This is a genomic window from Halogeometricum sp. S3BR5-2, assembly GCF_031624635.1.
Classification (GTDB): domain Archaea; phylum Halobacteriota; class Halobacteria; order Halobacteriales; family Haloferacaceae; genus Halogeometricum; species Halogeometricum luteum.
In genome coordinates this window covers 918689-934982 of sequence record NZ_JAMQOQ010000002.1, presented here as the reverse complement: position 1 = coordinate 934982, position 16294 = coordinate 918689, and the positions used below count along the sequence as shown (strand labels likewise).

The window sequence follows — 16294 nt, the reverse complement described above, 5'->3', positions numbered from 1 at the left end:
AAGATATGCCGGTGTCTCGTCGCCGTGAGGGACGTTCGCGTGTCGGAAGCGCGGTATGGGGTGTTTATATACGTCCCTCACCCAGACCCGGGTATGCGCGACGACGGGGCCTTCACGTACAACGGCGGGAAGGTCGCACGCGGTGAGACGCAGAACGTTCGGTACGGTATCAGCGAGACGTATCTCGGCGACCCGGTGCGCATCCCCGTCACCATCATCAACGGGGAGCGCGACGGACCGACGGCGTTTCTGACCGCCGCGGCCCACGGGGACGAACTCAACGGCATCGAGGTGGTCCGCGAGGTGGCCCACGAGTGGGACCTCTCGGACCTCGCGGGGACGCTCGTCTGCATGCCCGTGCTGAACGTCCCCGGCTTCCTCGCCCAGCAGCGGTACCTCCCCATCTACGACCGCGACCTGAACCGCTCGTTCCCCGGGCGGGAGGATTCGACCAGCGCCAAGCGGATGGCCGCCCGCATCTTCGACAACTTCATCCTACCCTGCGACTTCGGCATCGACTTCCACACGTCCACGCGCGGGCGGACGAACATGCTCCACGTCCGCGCCGACATGGAACACGCGGGCACCGCCCGCCTCGCCAACGCGTTCGGCTCGCACGTCATCATCGCCAGCGGGGGCGGGGACGGGATGCTCCGCACGGAGGCGACGGCGGCGGGCGTCCCCGCCATCACCGTCGAGATGGGCGAGGCCCACCGTTTCCAGCGCGAACTAATCGACGAGGCCTTGGCCGGCGTCGAGAGCGTGTTCGCGGAGTACGGCCTGTACGACGACACCGCCGTCCGCTGGCCCGGGTGGCGGACGGTCATCGACGACGAGAACGAGAAGACGTGGATTCGCGCCGACGCGGGCGGCATCGTCGACATGCACTACGACCGCGGCGCGTTGGTCCACGAGGGCGACCGCATCTGCACCATCACCAACCCGTTCAAGGACGACAACGTGACGGTGGAAGCGCCCTTCACCGGACTGATGGTCGGCGTCCTGGAGAACCCCGTGGTCTACCCCGGCAACCCGCTGTGTCACCTCGTCGAACTGGAAGAGCGCGTCCGCCGCGTCGTCGAACGCGAGCAGTCGCCCGACGGCGACACCGTCAGAGCCTGAGTCGAAGCGGCGCCCACGGAGCGAGCGCGAGGACTCCCCGCGCCGCCGAAATCGGTACTCGCACGGCGGTAAACGAACCCGGTCGGCCGCGCCGACTTCGCGGCACGGGCTGCCGATTCTTTTCTCGCGACTCGTGCCGTACACGTAAGTTCTATACTACCGCGCTCCCGAGCCTCAAGGGAGCATGAGTCAGTCTTACAATCGAGGCCTCATCGAGGACTTCGGCCGATGGAAGGAGTTCTCCGCGGGGATGTGGGCCTGGATTTTCCACAAGTTCACCGGCTGGGTGCTGGTGGGATATCTCTTCACCCACATCGCCGTCCTCTCGACGGCGCTGACGGGCGCGGCGGCGTACACGGAGACCATCCAGACTCTCGAGAGTCTGCTTGTGGTTCGCATCCTCGAAGTCGGCCTCCTCGCGGTGGCCGTCTTCCACATCCTCAACGGCCTCCGCCTGCTCCTCGTCGACCTCGGCGTGGGGCTTCACGCACAGGACAAGAGCTTCTACGCCTCGCTGGCCCTGACGGGCGCTATCGTCGTCGCCAGCGTGCCGACGTTCCTCGCGGGGGTGTTCTGACGATGGCGGAACACTACTCCTCGTTCGAGCGCGGCGGGAGGCGGTGGCTCTGGCAGCGCATCACGGCGGTGTTCCTCGTGATAGTGCTCGCCTTCCACTTCTTCCTCCTCCACTTCGTCCACCACGCGGACGAGGTGACCTTCGCCATGTCGTCGGCGCGGATGGAGCAGTGGACCTACTACTCGCTGATGATCCTGTTCTTGGTCACCGCGACGTTCCACGGCGTCAACGGCGTCTTCAACGCCTTGGTGAACCAGGGACTCGAAGGCACGCGAAAGACGGCCGTGAAGTGGACGCTGGTCGCCGCCAGCCTCCTCCTGATCGTACAGGGCGTCCGAACGGCGAACGCGTGGGCGGGAATCAGTCTCCTCCCCTTCTAACATGAGCACGCAAGTTCCGGAACAAACCGAAGAGGAATCGTCCGCCGACACCGAATCGCAGTCGCAGTCCCAGTCGGCCGCACAGCAGGCGCGCATGCAGAAGAAGCGCGACCGGGCCGCCGAGCGCGACCGCCAGAAGGAGGCCGAAGAGGCCGAGAAGGCGTCCAGCGAGGACGACACCTACCTCCTGAAGGTGTTCCGCTACGACCCCGAAGTCGAGGGCAAACAGAAACCGCGGTTCGACGAGTTCCACGTCCCGTACCACCAGGGGATGACCGTCCTCGACGCGCTGATGTACGCCCGCGACGAGTACGACTCCAGTCTCACCTTCCGACACTCCTGTCGGCAGGCGGTCTGCGGGTCGGACGCGCTGTTCGTCAACGGCCGTCAACGGCTCGGCTGCAAGACCCAACTGTCGGACCTCGAAGAGCCGGTTCGCATCGAACCGCTCCCCCACCAGGAGGTCGTCAAGGACCTCGTCGTGGACATGGAGCACTTCTACGACCAGATGCACGCGGTCGAACCGTACTTCCAGACGAACGACCTCCCGGAGGGCGAACAGCTCCAGTCCCGCGAGAACCGCGAGAAGATCAAGATGTCCACGCGCTGCATCTGGTGCGGCGCGTGCGCGTCCTCGTGTAACATCGCGGCGGGGGACAACAAGTACCTCGGCCCCGCGGCCATCAACAAGGCGTACCGCTTCACGATGGACGAACGCGAGGGCGAGGACATGAAGGAACACCGGATGGAGATTCTGGAGCAGGAACACGGCGTCTGGCGCTGTCAGACCCAGTTCTCCTGCACCGAGGTGTGCCCGAAGGACATCCCGCTCACGGAGCACATCCAGGAGCTGAAGCGCGAGGCGGTCAAGAACAACCTGAAGTTCTGGTGAACGGGCAGCATAAGTTCAGCCAGTCCTAACCCACGACAAACACTCACACCATGCACGAACACGACGTTATCGTTGTCGGCGCGGGCGGCGCGGGTCTCCGCGCGGCCATCGCGGCACAAGAAGAGGGGGCCGACGTGGCCATCGTCTCGAAGCTCCACCCCGTCCGCAGTCACACGGGCGCGGCGGAGGGGGGCATCAACGCCGCTCTCCGGGAGGGCGACTCCTGGGAGCAGCACGCCTACGACACGATGAAGGGGTCCGACTACCTCGGCGACGCCCCGGCCATCGAGACGCTCTGTCAGGACAGTCCCGAGGAGGTCATCCAACTGGAGCACTGGGGGCTGGCGTTCTCCCGCGACGAGGACGGCCGGATGAGCCAGCGCCCGTTCGGCGGGATGTCGTTCCCGCGGACGACGTACGCGGGCGCGGAGACGGGCCATCAGCTCCTGCACACGATGTACGAGCAGTTGGTCAAGCGGGGCATCCAGGTGTACGACGAGTGGTACGTCACCCGCCTCGCCGTCTCCGACGAAGAGGACCCGACCGAGCGGGACTGTCACGGCGTCGTCGCCTACGACATCAAATCCGGCGGCCTCGACGCCTTCCACGCGCGCGACGGCGTCATCCTCGCCACCGGCGGCCCCGGTCAGGTGTTCGACCACACCACCAACGCCGTCGCCAACACCGGCGACGGGCCGGCGATGGCCTACCGCGCGGGCGTCCCCTTGGAGGACATGGAGTTCATCCAGTTCCACCCGACGACGCTCCCCTCGACGGGCGTCCTCATCACCGAGGGGGTTCGCGGCGAGGGCGGCATCCTCTACAACAAGGACGGCGAGCGCTTCATGTTCGAGCACGGCTACGCGAACAACGACGGCGAACTCGCCTCCCGCGACGTGGTCTCGCGCGCCGAACTCACCGAGGTGAACGAGGGGCGCGGCATCGAGGACGAGTACGTCCACCTCGACATGCGCCACCTCGGCGAGGAGCGCATCATCGACCGACTGGAGAACATCGTCCACCTCGCGGAGGACTTCGAGGGCGTCGACCCCCTCGAACAGCCGATGCCGGTCAAGCCCGGCCAGCACTACGCGATGGGCGGCATCGAGACGGACGAGAACGGCGAGACGTGCATCTCGGGGCTGTACGCGGCCGGCGAGTGCGCCTGCGCGTCCGTCCACGGGTCGAACCGCCTCGGCGGCAACGCCCTCCCGGAACTCACCGTCTTCGGCAAGCGCGCAGGCCGGCACGCCGCCGGCGGTGACCTCGGGACGGCGAAGATAGAGACGGGCAAGCGCGGCGACTGGGAAGTCGGCGAGGTCGACACGCCCGTCGAACCCGGCGACGTCTCCGCGCCCGGCGAGGACGTCGTCGCGGACGGCAGCGGCGGCACGGCCGCCTCCTCGGGCGGGTCGCTCTCGCCCGACGAGTACGTCCAGCGCGCCCTCGACGTCGAACGCGAACGCGTCCAGTCGCTCCTGGAGAAAGAAGAAGGACGACAGCACGCCGAGATTCGCGCCGACGTGCAGAAGTCGATGACGCGGAACGTGAACGTGTTCCGCGAGGAGTCCGGGCTGAAGCAGGCGCTCCGCGACATCCGCGACGCGCGCGAGAAGTACGAGGACGTGTACGTCGCCGACAAGTCGAGCACGTTCAACACCGACCTCATCCAGACCATCGAGACGCGGAACGTCCTCGACCTCGCGGAGGCCATCACGCTCGGCGCGTTGGCCCGCGACGAGTTCCGCGGCGCCCACTGGCGCAGGGAGAACCAGGAACGCCGCGACGAGGTGTGGCTCAAGCACACGATGCTGTCGTGGGAGGACGGCCGCCCCGACCTGTGGTACCGGCCGGTCGTCCTCGAGGGCGAGAACAAGACGTACGAACCGAAAGTCCGTAGCTACTGATTCGGTCCGTCCGCCGCGCGGTCCGCTCTCCGCCCCCTCGTCCGTCCTCCGCTCGCGCCGTCGCCTATTTACCGGGGCGTAGCGTACGTCGACACGGAAGGGTGGCTCAGTGGTAGAGCGATAAATTTCCGGCAGCGACCCTCGGGTCGCCCGGGTTTACGGCTTCGCGTGGTTCGAATCCCGCCCCTTCCGCTTCCGGTCGGAGTCCAACGGCCGAATCGACGCCGATTCTCGTCAGAAGTCGAAAACGGACGCCGCCGAACGGAGCCGTTCGACTACTAACGATCCTTACAGTTTCGCCGTACGACCGTCTCGGCGCCCGCCGCGCCCGAACTCGGTTCGCGGGAGTTCGACAATCAACGTGGATGAGTTTTATTATCGTCGAACCCGACGACCAGACAACAACAATGCAAGGCACTGTTCAACCGCGACCCGCCGCCGGAGCCGACTCCGAGTCCGTTCCCACCGTCCCCGCGGAACTCGAATCGCCGCGCGCGAAGCTCGTCTACCTCTTCCTGTCGGTCCGAGGGGAGTCGTCCGTGACCGACCTCCAGAACGGGTTGGAGATGAAGAAGATCTCCCTGTACAGCATCCTGGGAACGCTGTCCGACCGGGGCCTCGTCCACCAGGACGCCGAGCGCTACCGAATCGCCTGACGCGGCGTCTCAGGTGTTCCGCGCCGAGCGCGCTTTTCTCACCTCTGCGCCGTCGCGAACCATATCCTCACAGCTCGGACAGACGCGCGGGCGGTCCATGCCGTCCGGGGCGAAGACCCGGGCGTACGCCGTCGTGACGAAGGAACCGCAGTTCTGACATTCGGGCATGGCGTCTAACTGACGAGAGCTGTGTGTCATAAACGTTGTGACGGGACCCCGGCCGAGGGCTTCGAGTCTCGCCGCGCCCGTCTCCTTCACCGCGTTCAGTCGGCGGCGGGGCGGCGACGACAGGAACAGGGGCCGAACGCGAAACGGCGGCGAGACCGGGCGAAGATGTGTCGAATCGGATAGTTCTCGGTCGCACTCGGAAGTTGTTTGTCGGAGGGAGCCGTGGGTACCGCCGAATGAGTCGTCTCGTTTCCCGCAGTATCTGCGTCCTCTGGTTGGTCCTGTTCTTCGTCCTCGTCGGCGCGGCGGCGGCACCGGCGGCCGGCCAGTCGACGCGCACCATCGCCGGGACACAACTCGCCCCCGACGACGTCTCCCTCCGCATCGACATCCGCGAGGACGGCACCGCCGAGTGGGCGGTGGAGTACCGCGTCCTCCTCGACGACGAGAACACGACGACGGCGTTCGAGTCGGTCAGACGCGACGTGGAGGCCGACGGGTCGGAGTACTCCTCGGAGTTCCGCGGCCGGATGCAGTCGACGGCCGCGACGGCCGAGAACGCCACCGGGCGCGAGATGGCCATCGAGAACGTGAGCGTCAGCGCCTCCAGACAGCAGCTTCCGCAGGAGTACGGCGTGCTCACGTACCGGTTCGTCTGGGTGAACTTCGCCGTCGTCGACGGCGACAGCATCCGCGCCGGCGACGCCCTCCGGGGACTGTTCCTCGACGACGAGACGTCGCTTCTGGTGACGTGGCCCGAGGGGTACGTCGTCGAGGACGCCGCGCCGGCGCCCGACGACGAGCGGACGCGGACCGTCGTCTGGAACGGGCCGCTCGACTTCGGCCCCGGCGAACCCTCCGTGGTCGTCGCCGCGCAGGGGTCCGCGGAGGCGGAGGCGGGAGCGGGCGTAACGACGAACGGGCCGGCGACGGCGGGCGGAGAGGGCGGCGGCCTCTCGCCGGCCGGTGGGGACGGCTCGAACCTGTGGCTCGGAGGGGCGGGACTGCTGGTCGCCGCGGCCGTCGTCGGCGGCGGTTGGGCGCTCTACCGCAGACGGGGGGAAGACGACCCGGCGGACGGCGCCGATACCGGCGCCGCGACCCGTACCGAGGCCGCCGCCGCACCGGCGCGCGACGGGCCGGCCGGGGCGGACGCCGAATCGGCGCCGGCCGGAACGGACCGCGCCACCGCCCCCGGGGAGGACTCCCCCGAGACCGGAGCGGACCCCGAGGAGGGGTCGACGGCCGCCGCGCCGGGGGCGGACGGCGGGACGCCGCCGTGGGAGGACGAACTTCTGAGCAACGAGGAGCGAGTCCTCGCGCTGATGGAGCACGAAGGGGGGCGTCTGAAGCAACAGGAGGTCGCCCAGACGCTCGACTGGACCGACGCGAAGACGAGTCAGGTCGTCCGCCGGATGCGCGAGGCGGACGAACTCGACGCGTTCCGCCTCGGCCGGGAGAACGTCCTCGTACTCCCCGACGCGGACGCCGACCGGGAGGATGGATAAATATGTTTCGACTGTTCACCCGAGACGGGGGGCGGCGAGACGCGGAATCGGGAGACGGCGGCGACCGTGAAACGTCGTTGATTCGGGCCAATCCGACGCGAGCGTCGGCGGATTATACGTGGGTGGCTCCGGAAGGAGGAGACAGAATGAGACGCGTCGCCGTCATCGCCGTGCTACTGTTCGTCGTGACTGCGACCCCGTTCGGGGTCGCGACCGCGGCGGCGACCGTGCCGACCGATGGGACGGCGAGTCCCGGCGCGGTCGCCTCTCAGGCCTCCGAGACCTCATCGTCGGGCAACGCGACCGGAGGGTCGGCGGGGAACGCGAGCGACGGCGCCGCGGGGGCTTCCGGCGGCCTCTCGCCGGGGGCGCAACTCGCGGGCGTCATCGCTGTCCAGCAGGCCGAAATCGACGGCGAACTCGAACAGCGCGCCTACGAGGTACAGATCACGACGTCGCGGAGCGAGGCGTCGAAAGCGGACGTCGTCTCGCGGCAACTGAACCGGATCGACGGGCAGTTGGCCGACCTCCGACAGCGGTTAGGCGAACTGGAGGCGGCGCGCCGCGAGGGGAACATCTCGGAGGGCCGCTACCGGGCGGAGGCGGCGCGCCTCTCCGCCGAGGTCCGGTCCGTCCGGCGGATGCTGAACGAGACCGAGGATACCGCGGCCGACCTCTCCGCGAAGACGCGGCGGTCGAACGACATCGGCCGAGAGCGGTTGTCGCGGCTCCGAAACGGCGTCGAGGAGATTTCGGCGGCGAGCGCCGCCGCCGCGGCGCGCGACATCTCGGGCCCGGACGCGGGTAACGGCCTCGCCCCGGGGGACGTCGTCAACGAGAGCAAGGTGGTCGACGACGACACCTGCTCGGCCGCCGCGAACGGCGGAAACCGGAGCATAAACGGCTCCGGAGCGTCCGGAAACGGCTCCCTAACGGGGCCGGCGAACGCCTCCGGCGGCGCCGGGTCCGGCGTCGGCCCCTGCGGAAACGCGACCGTCGGAAACGCCAGCGACGCTCCCGGGGCGGGCAACCGGTCGAACGCGACCGGAAACGCGACGGGGGCGCCGGGACTCGCCGGTGAGAACAACGCGACCGCCGGAAACGCGACCGTCGGCAACGGCACGACGGGGAACCTCACGGCCGAGAACGCGACCGTCGGGAACCGCACCGCCGGGAACGCCTCCGAGTCCCCCGCCGCGGACGGGGACCCGCGGGACGACGCCGGAGACTCGGACCGGAACGACGACGGGGGGGACGGGGACGACGAGGACGACGGCGATAGTTCGGCGCCGGGTAACTCCGCGAACGCCCCCGGTCGGAGCGACGCGGAGGAGACGAACCGCTCGACTACACCGGGTGCCGACGCCGGCGACGGCACGACCACCGGCACCGACGCGGGGACGGGGGCTCCGGTGACGGACGCGCCGGTGCCGTCCGACGTCGAAACGCCGACTGACTCGGAGACGGCGACGGACACCGCAACGCCGACTGACTCGGAGACGCCGACAGACACCGCGACACCGACCGACTCGGAGACGCCGACAGACACCGCGACACCGACCGACTCGGAAACGCCGACGAACACTGCAACGCCGACCGACTCGGAAACGCCGACGAACACTGCAACGCCGACCGACTCGGCCGCACCCGAAACGACGGAGACGGACGCGCCGACCGAGACACCCACTGAGACCGAGACGGAAGCGGAGAACGAACCCGCGTCCGAGGCCTCCGACGACGCGCGGAACGCCTCCGAGGAGTCGAGCGACGCCGCCGAGGCGGCCGTCGAGACCGGACCCGAAGTCGAAACCGAGACGCAGACCGAAACCCCGACCGAAGACGAACCGTCGTCAGACGCTTCGGACGACCCGACCGACGCGGCCGAGGGGGCCGGGACCGCGGACGGTTTCACCGGGACGCTGGCGTTCTTCTCCGCATCGAACGTCCTCTGAACGGCCGCGAGGGCGCATCGAACCGCCCGCTTCGAACTACCTATCTTCAGTTCTGATAGTCGGGAAGATAGAGCTATACCCCCCCGCGTCTTCCGCGCGAACGAGATGGAGTACGTGTACCCCGTTGGTGGACTGTTCCTCGGCGCCGGTCTGGTCGCCGTGAGCGTGTTCACCGCGTTCGTCTACACGCCGTACACGTCCTCCCGAATCGACTCGCTCGTCACCGCCTTCACCGGCGTCACCCTCCAGGTGGGCGACTTCGTCGCCGTCGCCTCCGCGACGGCCATCCTGTTCGACCTGCTGGCGACGCAGGTGGGGCTCACCTACCCGCTCGTCGTCCCGTTCCTGTTCGGTTACGTCGTCACGCACGTCACCGTCTACTACTCGTGTCTCCGCATCACCGACGTGCAGAGCGAACCGCTGGACCCGGACGTGGACATCAGACAGAACCCGCTGAAACTCGTCGCGCTCTCCATCCCCGGCGCGCTCATCCTCCTCGCGCCGCGGGAGAACGACTCCTCGCGCTGATTCGCCGCACACCGCCCGTCGCGGTCGGTCAAACGGTTCTTTGAGTATACGCCGTGGTTATATACGACGCCGCCGTAGGAGAGAACGCCCGCCCGAACCGACGGGACGGACACCGCGGACCCCTTTCCCCCACCCCCACTCCCGCGGCCCGTCGGACTCCCCGCCGACGTTCGGCCCTCCCGAGGCCGCCTCCCCCCGGCGGCCTCTACTGTACGTAGCATCCCTGTAGCGCGCCGATTTCCGGTCAGTACGCCCGACCGAACGCTCGACATCTCCACCCCGTTCGCTCTCGCGGTCGCGCGGCCGCCGTAGCCCAACGTCGACGTGCGGGAACGCGCGCCCGGTCCCGGTTGCGCGAGCCCTCGAAATTAATTTCACCTAACCGAATCGTCGAAAAGATATTTCCCCTTGAAGCCTAATCGGACTAGTGAGTGATTCAAAGTGGAACTTCGCCCGACTGATTTCATGATTCTCGACCGGCTACGCGAGGGCCGGAACGTCGGTGCGAATCTCGCGCTCGAACTCGACCGAAACCGCGGGTACGTCAACAACCAGCTCTCGAAACTCGCGTCGCTCGAACTCGTCCGTCGGGTCGGACCGAGTGAGAACGGCGGCCTGTACGAACTCACGGAGCGAGGGGAACTGGCGGTTACCTACCGGGAGCGATACGACGACGATTCGGTGGAGTTCGAGTCGCTGCTGGACGAGGAGCTTCGGACCACGCAGAACGCCGATACCGCCGGAAGCGCCGCCGAGGCGGCCGAAGAGTAGCCCGGACTCCGACCCGGTCGGTCCGGGGGTCCGCGTTCACGAGATATCGAACTCGCCCGCGTGCGTGACCGTCACGTCGTACCCCGCGTAGCGGAATCTGACCTCGCCCTCGTAGAACGGCGTGTCCGGGCGTCCGAACAGGTTGTCGAGCGATTCCGTGTCGATGTAGTCTTCGAGCGGCGGGAGTTCGAACGGTTCGACACCTTCCAGTCGTGATATTTCGGTCACGAGCCGAATACTGAGCGGGTCCTGAGGTGCCATCGCGCGTCGAAACTGGCGACGCCGAAGCAGAAGAACCTCTCGGTTGTGAATTTCCTCCGAGCTGTGGCCTTCTCGCCGACTCGCGGACGTCTCCTGAAGAGGCGTTTCAGGACCGCTGAGTCGTCTCAACGGGGAGACCGACTCGAACCGCTTTCGTTCTCGCGTCGCCGCGAGGCACCGAGAGACACAAGAAGGGGTTTCGTACACAACTATGTATCTTTTCTATCTCGTGTGGCTGGGCTCGATATACGATGTGGTTCGGAAGGCGACTCTCTTTCGACGATCTGCGGATACGACTCGAACGGGTTCTGGCGACCGAGTTCGGCGGAGCGCCTCGGACTCCGCCGAGCGACGAGTATCTGAACTATCGCGCCGAACTCCGCCGGGGTCGATTCCGACTGGTCCACGAGGGCGACGGCCGGACGACGGTTCTCGAACGGACGCCGCTGCCCGACGCGAACCCGAGGACGGTCGGAGTCACGCTCCACGACTCCGGTCGCAGTCTCATCGCGGAGGCGCGAGACGAGCGAGAAGGAGTGCTTGCCGAGATACGGCACGTGTGGGTGGATTCGGAGTAACCGTCGACGGCTTTCGGGAGGAGGCGATCGGCTCGTAAGCCAGGAGTGGGATTCGAACCCACGAAGTCTCGATTACAAGTCGAGTGCATGAACCGCCCATGCTCTCCTGGCGCGACTCCGAGTAGTCAGTCCTCCTTTGAGTGTGTATCGCTTTCGACCGCCTTCTCCAACTCGACCCGGTGGACGGCGTAGCCGTGCCGTTCGTAGAACCGCCGCGCGCGGTCGTTCCGCGCCATCGCTTCGAGGCTGACGCGCGCCGCGCCCGCGTCGGCCAGCGCCGCCTCGGCGGTTTCGAGGAGTCGGGACCCGACGCCGCGGCCCCGGTGGGAGGGCGTGACGTAGAGGTTGCGGACGACGCCCCGGACGCCGTCCTGTTCGAAGTCGCCGCGTTCGAGGCTGAACATCACGAACCCGACGATTTCGTCGCCGGCGCGGGCGACGCGGAGGCCGCCGGTGACGGCGTGCCGGGCCATCGCCTCGCGTATCTGCTCGCGGTTTTCGTCGGCCCGGAGGTGCGAGCGGTAGGACCGCTGGTCGTCGGCGAGTTCGACCCACAGGTCCGCGAGGACGTCGACGCTGTCCGTCCCGGCACGACCGATGCGCACCGCGCATTCGTCGGTGTGATCCATCGACTACGATACGTCTTCCGGGGCGAAAGAACTACTCCCCGCCCGCCCCGGCGACCGGCGGCCGCCGGGAGTGACCGTCCGTGCAGACGGATTCGCTCGGGCCGTTCGCTCGCCCGTGAATCTCGCTTTCAGTGTTCGGTGAATGAAGAAAGACTTATCATCGTTTCACGTCCGCAAATACCGTGAGGATAGTTATCAATGGGTATCGCTGAGACCTACTCACGCGGTCGCCGGTTCGCAGTCGACAGACCCGGGGCGCTTCTTCTGGCCATCGTCGGGGTTCTCCTCTTCGGAGACCTCGTCGCCGGTCTCGCCTCCGGGCGGACTGCATTCAGTGACGTGGGGTCACTGGTATGGGACGGCCTCATGCGTGGGCTGGTAATCGGGTTAGCGGGTATCGGACTCTCGATGACGTACAGCATCCTGAACTTCGCGAACTTCGCGCACGGCGACTACATCACCGCGGGGGCGTTCTCCGGGTGGGGGACGACCTACCTACTGGCGGGCCTCGGGCGCGCCGACATCGGGTCGCTGCTGCTCGTCGGCGCCGGCGGGTCGGTGTTCGGCGGCGCGCTCGGTATCGGTATCACGGGGACGCCGATAGCCGTCGTGGCCGGCCTCGTCGTCGCCGGAGCGTTCACTATCGCCCTCTCGCTGGGGGTCGACCGGTTCATCTTCCGGCCCATCCGCGACGAGGACGGCATCACGCTGCTCATCACGAGCATCGGCGTCGCGTTCGCGCTCCGCTACATGATGCAGTTCGTCTTCGGGTCGGACGTGCGCGGGACGACGGCGCAACCGCCGGCCGTCTCGGCGTACTTCGTCGACGGGGCGGTCCGCATCAACATGCACGACCTGACGCTCGTCGTCGTCGCCGGCGGTCTGATGCTCGGCGTACACCTCCTGCTCCAGCGGACGAAACTGGGCAAGGCGATGCGGGCGATGGCCGACAACGAGGACCTCGCGCGCGTCACGGGCATCCCGACCGAACGGGTCGTCCGCGCGGTGTGGATCATCGGCGGCGGCCTCACCGGCGTCGCCGGCTACATGTTCGTGCTCTGGAAGGGGACGCTCGGCTTCAACGACGGCTGGCTGCTTCTCCTCCTGATCTTCGCGGCCGTCATCCTCGGCGGCATCGGGTCGGTGTACGGCGCCATCGCGGGCGGCCTCGTCATCGGACTGACGGCGTCGCTGTCGGTCATCTGGATTCCCTCGGCGTTCGCCCGCGCGGCGGCGTTCTTCGTGATGATCGTCATCCTGCTCGTGAAGCCGTCGGGACTGTTCAGCGGGAGGTCGACCGCATGAGCGTCCGCGAGGACCTCGCGGACCGAGTGCCCGGCGGCGACGCCGGCCTCATCGTCGCCGCCCTCGTGGTGCTGTACGCCGCGTACGTGCTCGCCGGGGTCGGCCTCGGCTACTCGCTGCGCGGCCAACTCAACACCGTCGCGGTGTTGACGTTCTACATCGGCGTCTTCGCGATGCTGGCGCTGGCGCTGAACCTCCACTGGGGCTACACCGGACTCTTCAACATCGGCATCGTCGGCTTCATGGCCGTCGGCATCTACGTGATGGCGCTGGTGTCGAAGCCGGTCTACCAGTCCGGCGGCGCGGCGCAGGTGGGCGGCCTCGGCCTCCCTCTCGTCGTCGGCATCGCCGTCGGCATGGTCGCCGCGGCACTGCTCGGACTCGTGGTCGCCCTGCCGGCGCTCAGGTTGCGGGCCGACTACCTCGCCATCGTCACCATCGCGATGTCGGAAATCGTTCGCTTCAGCTTCCTCTCGGGGGAGTTCCAGCAGTTCACCCTGTTCGGCAACCGCGTCGGCTTCGGCGGCGGGTCGGGGCTCATCCTCGACTTCACCGACCCCCTACAGGCGTTCTTCGAGACGTTCGGGCTGTGGGGCGCCTACCTCGGTTTCGTCGACGCGTTCGGCGCCATCGTCCCGACCAACCCGAAACCGGTCGTCGACGGACTGGTGTACGGTCTCGTCTTACTCCTGTTCGTCGCGGCGTACTACTGGCTGTTGAAGCGCACCGGCGAGTCGCCGTTCGGCCGCGTCCTCAAGGCCATCCGCGAGGACGAGGACGTGGCGAACTCCCTCGGAAAGAACACGAACCAGTTCAAGATCAAGTCGTTCATGCTCGGGTGCGCGCTGATGGGACTGGCGGGCATCCTCTGGTTCATGACGCAGGGGGCGGTGACGCCGAACACGTTCCGCCCGCGTATCACCTTCTTCGTCTGGATAGCGCTCATCATCGGCGGCGCGGGGTCGAACACGGGGAGCGTGCTCGGCGGCGCCGTCTTCGCGGCGGTGCTGTACCAGGGGCCGCGCTACTTCAAGAACCTCGTCGACACGGCGCTCCCGGCGTTCAACGCGCCGTCGAGTTTCGGCCCGGCCGTGGCGCCGCTCATCTCGAATCTCAACCCGGCGCCGCTGTTCTACTACACCGTCGACAGCATCCGACAGTTACAGCTCGTCCTGATGGGGCTGGTGCTCATCTGGTTGATGCACAACCGCCCCGAGGGGATGCTCGGCCACCGCAAGGAGACGGCCGCGGGCATCCCGCTCACGGCGAACCATGCGCGGGCCGCCGCGACGGACGGCGGGACGGAGAGCGACGACGGAGACGGGGGCGAGCGCAATGAGTAAGACCGAGAACGACGCGAACACGAACGCGAATGCGACCGAGACGGGACCGAACGCGACCGAACCGCCGGCCGACGCGCCCATTCTGGGCGGCGGCGGACCGAACGTGACGGCGGAGCGCCCGCTCGAAGTCGAGGGGCTCAGAAAGTCCTTCGGCGGCATCACCGCCGTCGACGACGCGTCGTTCTCCGTCGAGGGCGGCACGCTGACGGGGCTCATCGGCCCGAACGGCGCCGGTAAGTCGACGACGTTCAACCTCATCACCGGCATGCTCACGCCCGACGAGGGGACGGTGACGTTCAACGACGAGGACATCACCGGGATGGAACCGCACGCCATCGCGAACAAGGGGCTCGTCCGGACGTTCCAGATAGCGCGCGAACTCGAAGACATGACGGTCTTGGAGAACATGATGCTCGCGCCGAAGGGACAGCGCGGCGAGAAGCTCTGGCGGTCGGTGACGCCGGGCGTCCGCGACGACGTCATCGCACAGGAGGAGGAACTCCTCGACCGGGTCTGGGACGTCCTGGAGTTCTTCGACATCGACCACATCGCCGACGAGTACGCGGGCAACCTCTCCGGCGGGCAGCGGAAACTCTTGGAGATGGCGCGGGCGCTCCTGACGGACCCCGACATGCTGCTCTTGGACGAACCGTTCGCGGGCGTCAACCCCTCCCTGGAGAAGCGCCTGCTCGAACACATCCACGCCCTGAAAGACCAGGGCTACACCTTCCTCCTGGTCGAACACGACATGGACCTCATCATGGAGAACTGCGAGCACGTCATCGTACTGCACCAGGGGCGCGTCCTCACCGAGGGGACGCCCGCGGACATCAAATCGAACGAGGACGTCATCGAGGCGTACCTCGGGGGGAACGTATGAGCACCGACGCCGACGCTGCCGACACCGACGCCGCGGAGTCGCCCGACTCCGACTCGTCGGCCGGCGCCGCCACCGCCGAGTCGACGCCCGAGAGCGAGGGCGCCGAACTGCTCCGCGTCCGGAACCTCGACGCGGGTTACGGCGACTTACAGATTCTCACCGACGTCGACATGGACGTCCACGACGGCGAGTACGTCACCATCGTCGGCCCCAACGGCGCGGGCAAGTCGACGCTGATGAAGTCCGTCTTCGGGCTCACCAACCTCATGGGCGGCACGGTGACGTTCGAGGGCGAGGACGTCACCGGCTTACAGCCCGAAGACATCATCCACGAGGGAATCGGCTACGTGCCGCAGAACGACAACGTGTTCGCCTCGCTCACGGTCCGCGAGAACCTGGAGATGGGCGCGTACATCCTCGACGAGGTGCCGCAGGACGCTCTCGATATGGTGTTCGAGCGCTTCCCCATCTTAGAGGAACGAGACGACCAGAAGGCCGGCACGATGTCCGGCGGGCAACAGCAGATGCTCGCGATGGGTCGCGCGCTGATGCTCGACCCGTCGCTGCTCCTCCTCGACGAACCGTCGGCCGGCCTCGCGCCGGACCTGGTCGAGGAGATGTTCGACAAGATAGACGAGATAAACGAGGCCGGCACCGCGGTACTGATGGTCGAGCAGAACGCCAAGGAGGCGCTCAGGCGCTGCGACCGCGGCTACGTCCTCGCCAACGGCGAGAACCGCTACGTCGACTCCGGCCGGGCGCTCTTAGAGGACGAGCAGGTCCGCCGGGACTTCCTCGGCGGGTAGCCCGACCCGGTGCCGCTTCCCCTTCGGTAGA

Annotated in this window: 18 protein-coding genes and 2 tRNA genes; 16 read left to right on the top strand and 4 right to left on the bottom strand. The window is 67.4% G+C overall.

Features of this window, described 5'->3' with window-relative positions:
- Positions 1-93 precede the first annotated feature (93 nt).
- From NDI79_RS11460 to NDI79_RS11430, 7 genes are all read left to right on the top strand, one after another.
- The gene (locus NDI79_RS11460) at positions 94-1122 is read left to right on the top strand and encodes a succinylglutamate desuccinylase/aspartoacylase family protein (protein ID WP_310928584.1); all 1029 of its coding nucleotides are present in this window, start codon (positions 94-96) and stop codon (positions 1120-1122) included.
- A 184-nt stretch (positions 1123-1306) separates the two neighbouring features.
- Complete coding sequence (gene sdhC / locus NDI79_RS11455) at positions 1307-1699, top strand: succinate dehydrogenase, cytochrome b556 subunit (RefSeq protein WP_008383170.1); 393 nt, start codon at positions 1307-1309, stop codon at positions 1697-1699.
- A gap of 2 nt (positions 1700-1701) precedes the next feature.
- A complete protein-coding gene (locus tag NDI79_RS11450) occupies positions 1702-2079 on the top strand; it encodes a succinate dehydrogenase/fumarate reductase transmembrane subunit (RefSeq protein ID WP_310928583.1) in 378 nt (125 codons plus the stop codon).
- A 1-nt stretch (position 2080) separates the two neighbouring features.
- Entirely contained in the window at positions 2081-2971 is an 891-nt protein-coding gene (locus tag NDI79_RS11445; RefSeq protein WP_310928582.1) for a succinate dehydrogenase/fumarate reductase iron-sulfur subunit, read from the top strand.
- A 50-nt stretch (positions 2972-3021) separates the two neighbouring features.
- On the top strand, positions 3022-4878 hold the full coding sequence (locus NDI79_RS11440) for an FAD-binding protein (protein WP_310928581.1): 1857 nt from the start codon (positions 3022-3024) through the stop codon (positions 4876-4878).
- Between the two features lie 95 nt (positions 4879-4973).
- Positions 4974-5070 (top strand) — tRNA-OTHER (locus NDI79_RS11435).
- A 215-nt stretch (positions 5071-5285) separates the two neighbouring features.
- Positions 5286-5534, top strand: a complete 249-nt coding sequence (locus NDI79_RS11430; protein ID WP_310928580.1) for a TrmB family transcriptional regulator — start codon at positions 5286-5288, stop codon at positions 5532-5534.
- 9 nt (positions 5535-5543) lie between these two features.
- Here the strand turns inward: NDI79_RS11430 and NDI79_RS11425 are convergent, their stop codons facing one another.
- Entirely contained in the window at positions 5544-5702 is a 159-nt protein-coding gene (locus NDI79_RS11425) for a DUF7563 family protein (protein ID WP_310928579.1), read from the bottom strand.
- 236 nt (positions 5703-5938) lie between these two features.
- Here NDI79_RS11425 and NDI79_RS11420 point away from each other — a divergent pair, with 236 nt between their 5' ends.
- From NDI79_RS11420 to NDI79_RS11405, 4 genes are all read left to right on the top strand, one after another.
- The gene (locus NDI79_RS11420) at positions 5939-7210 is read left to right on the top strand and encodes a DUF7345 domain-containing protein (protein WP_310928578.1); all 1272 of its coding nucleotides are present in this window, start codon (positions 5939-5941) and stop codon (positions 7208-7210) included.
- 146 nt (positions 7211-7356) lie between these two features.
- Positions 7357-9162 (top strand): hypothetical protein, encoded by a 1806-nt coding sequence (locus NDI79_RS11415; RefSeq protein ID WP_310928577.1) that lies wholly within the window; start codon positions 7357-7359, stop codon positions 9160-9162.
- Between the two features lie 105 nt (positions 9163-9267).
- A complete protein-coding gene (locus NDI79_RS11410; RefSeq protein ID WP_310928576.1) occupies positions 9268-9690 on the top strand; it encodes a DUF8133 family membrane protein in 423 nt (140 codons plus the stop codon).
- Positions 9691-10155: 465 nt separating this feature from the next.
- The gene (locus NDI79_RS11405; protein ID WP_310928575.1) at positions 10156-10461 is read left to right on the top strand and encodes a phage repressor protein; all 306 of its coding nucleotides are present in this window, start codon (positions 10156-10158) and stop codon (positions 10459-10461) included.
- 36 nt (positions 10462-10497) lie between these two features.
- Here the strand turns inward: NDI79_RS11405 and NDI79_RS11400 are convergent, their stop codons facing one another.
- Positions 10498-10722 (bottom strand): HalOD1 output domain-containing protein, encoded by a 225-nt coding sequence (locus NDI79_RS11400; protein ID WP_310928574.1) that lies wholly within the window; start codon positions 10720-10722, stop codon positions 10498-10500.
- A 251-nt stretch (positions 10723-10973) separates the two neighbouring features.
- Here NDI79_RS11400 and NDI79_RS11395 point away from each other — a divergent pair, with 251 nt between their 5' ends.
- A complete protein-coding gene (locus NDI79_RS11395) occupies positions 10974-11300 on the top strand; it encodes a hypothetical protein (RefSeq protein ID WP_310928573.1) in 327 nt (108 codons plus the stop codon).
- A gap of 37 nt (positions 11301-11337) precedes the next feature.
- On the opposite strand, the gene NDI79_RS11390 is transcribed toward NDI79_RS11395, so the two are convergent.
- Both NDI79_RS11390 and NDI79_RS11385 read right to left on the bottom strand, forming a co-directional pair.
- Positions 11338-11411: transfer RNA gene (locus tag NDI79_RS11390), tRNA-Thr, on the bottom strand.
- Positions 11412-11425: 14 nt separating this feature from the next.
- Positions 11426-11929: a GNAT family N-acetyltransferase gene (locus tag NDI79_RS11385; RefSeq protein WP_310928572.1), complete on the bottom strand. Its 504-nt coding sequence runs from the start codon at positions 11927-11929 to the stop codon at positions 11426-11428.
- 198 nt (positions 11930-12127) lie between these two features.
- Here NDI79_RS11385 and NDI79_RS11380 point away from each other — a divergent pair, with 198 nt between their 5' ends.
- From NDI79_RS11380 to NDI79_RS11365, 4 genes are read left to right on the top strand one after another with little or no spacing between them, the layout of a single operon-like run.
- A complete protein-coding gene (locus NDI79_RS11380; protein ID WP_310928571.1) occupies positions 12128-13234 on the top strand; it encodes a branched-chain amino acid ABC transporter permease in 1107 nt (368 codons plus the stop codon).
- Positions 13231-14577 (top strand): branched-chain amino acid ABC transporter permease, encoded by a 1347-nt coding sequence (locus NDI79_RS11375; protein WP_310928570.1) that lies wholly within the window; start codon positions 13231-13233, stop codon positions 14575-14577. Before NDI79_RS11380 ends, NDI79_RS11375 begins: the two co-directional genes overlap by 4 nt.
- Positions 14570-15457: an ABC transporter ATP-binding protein gene (locus tag NDI79_RS11370; protein WP_310928569.1), complete on the top strand. Its 888-nt coding sequence runs from the start codon at positions 14570-14572 to the stop codon at positions 15455-15457. Before NDI79_RS11375 ends, NDI79_RS11370 begins: the two co-directional genes overlap by 8 nt.
- Entirely contained in the window at positions 15454-16263 is an 810-nt protein-coding gene (locus NDI79_RS11365; RefSeq protein WP_310928568.1) for an ABC transporter ATP-binding protein, read from the top strand. Before NDI79_RS11370 ends, NDI79_RS11365 begins: the two co-directional genes overlap by 4 nt.
- Positions 16264-16294 lie beyond the last annotated feature (31 nt).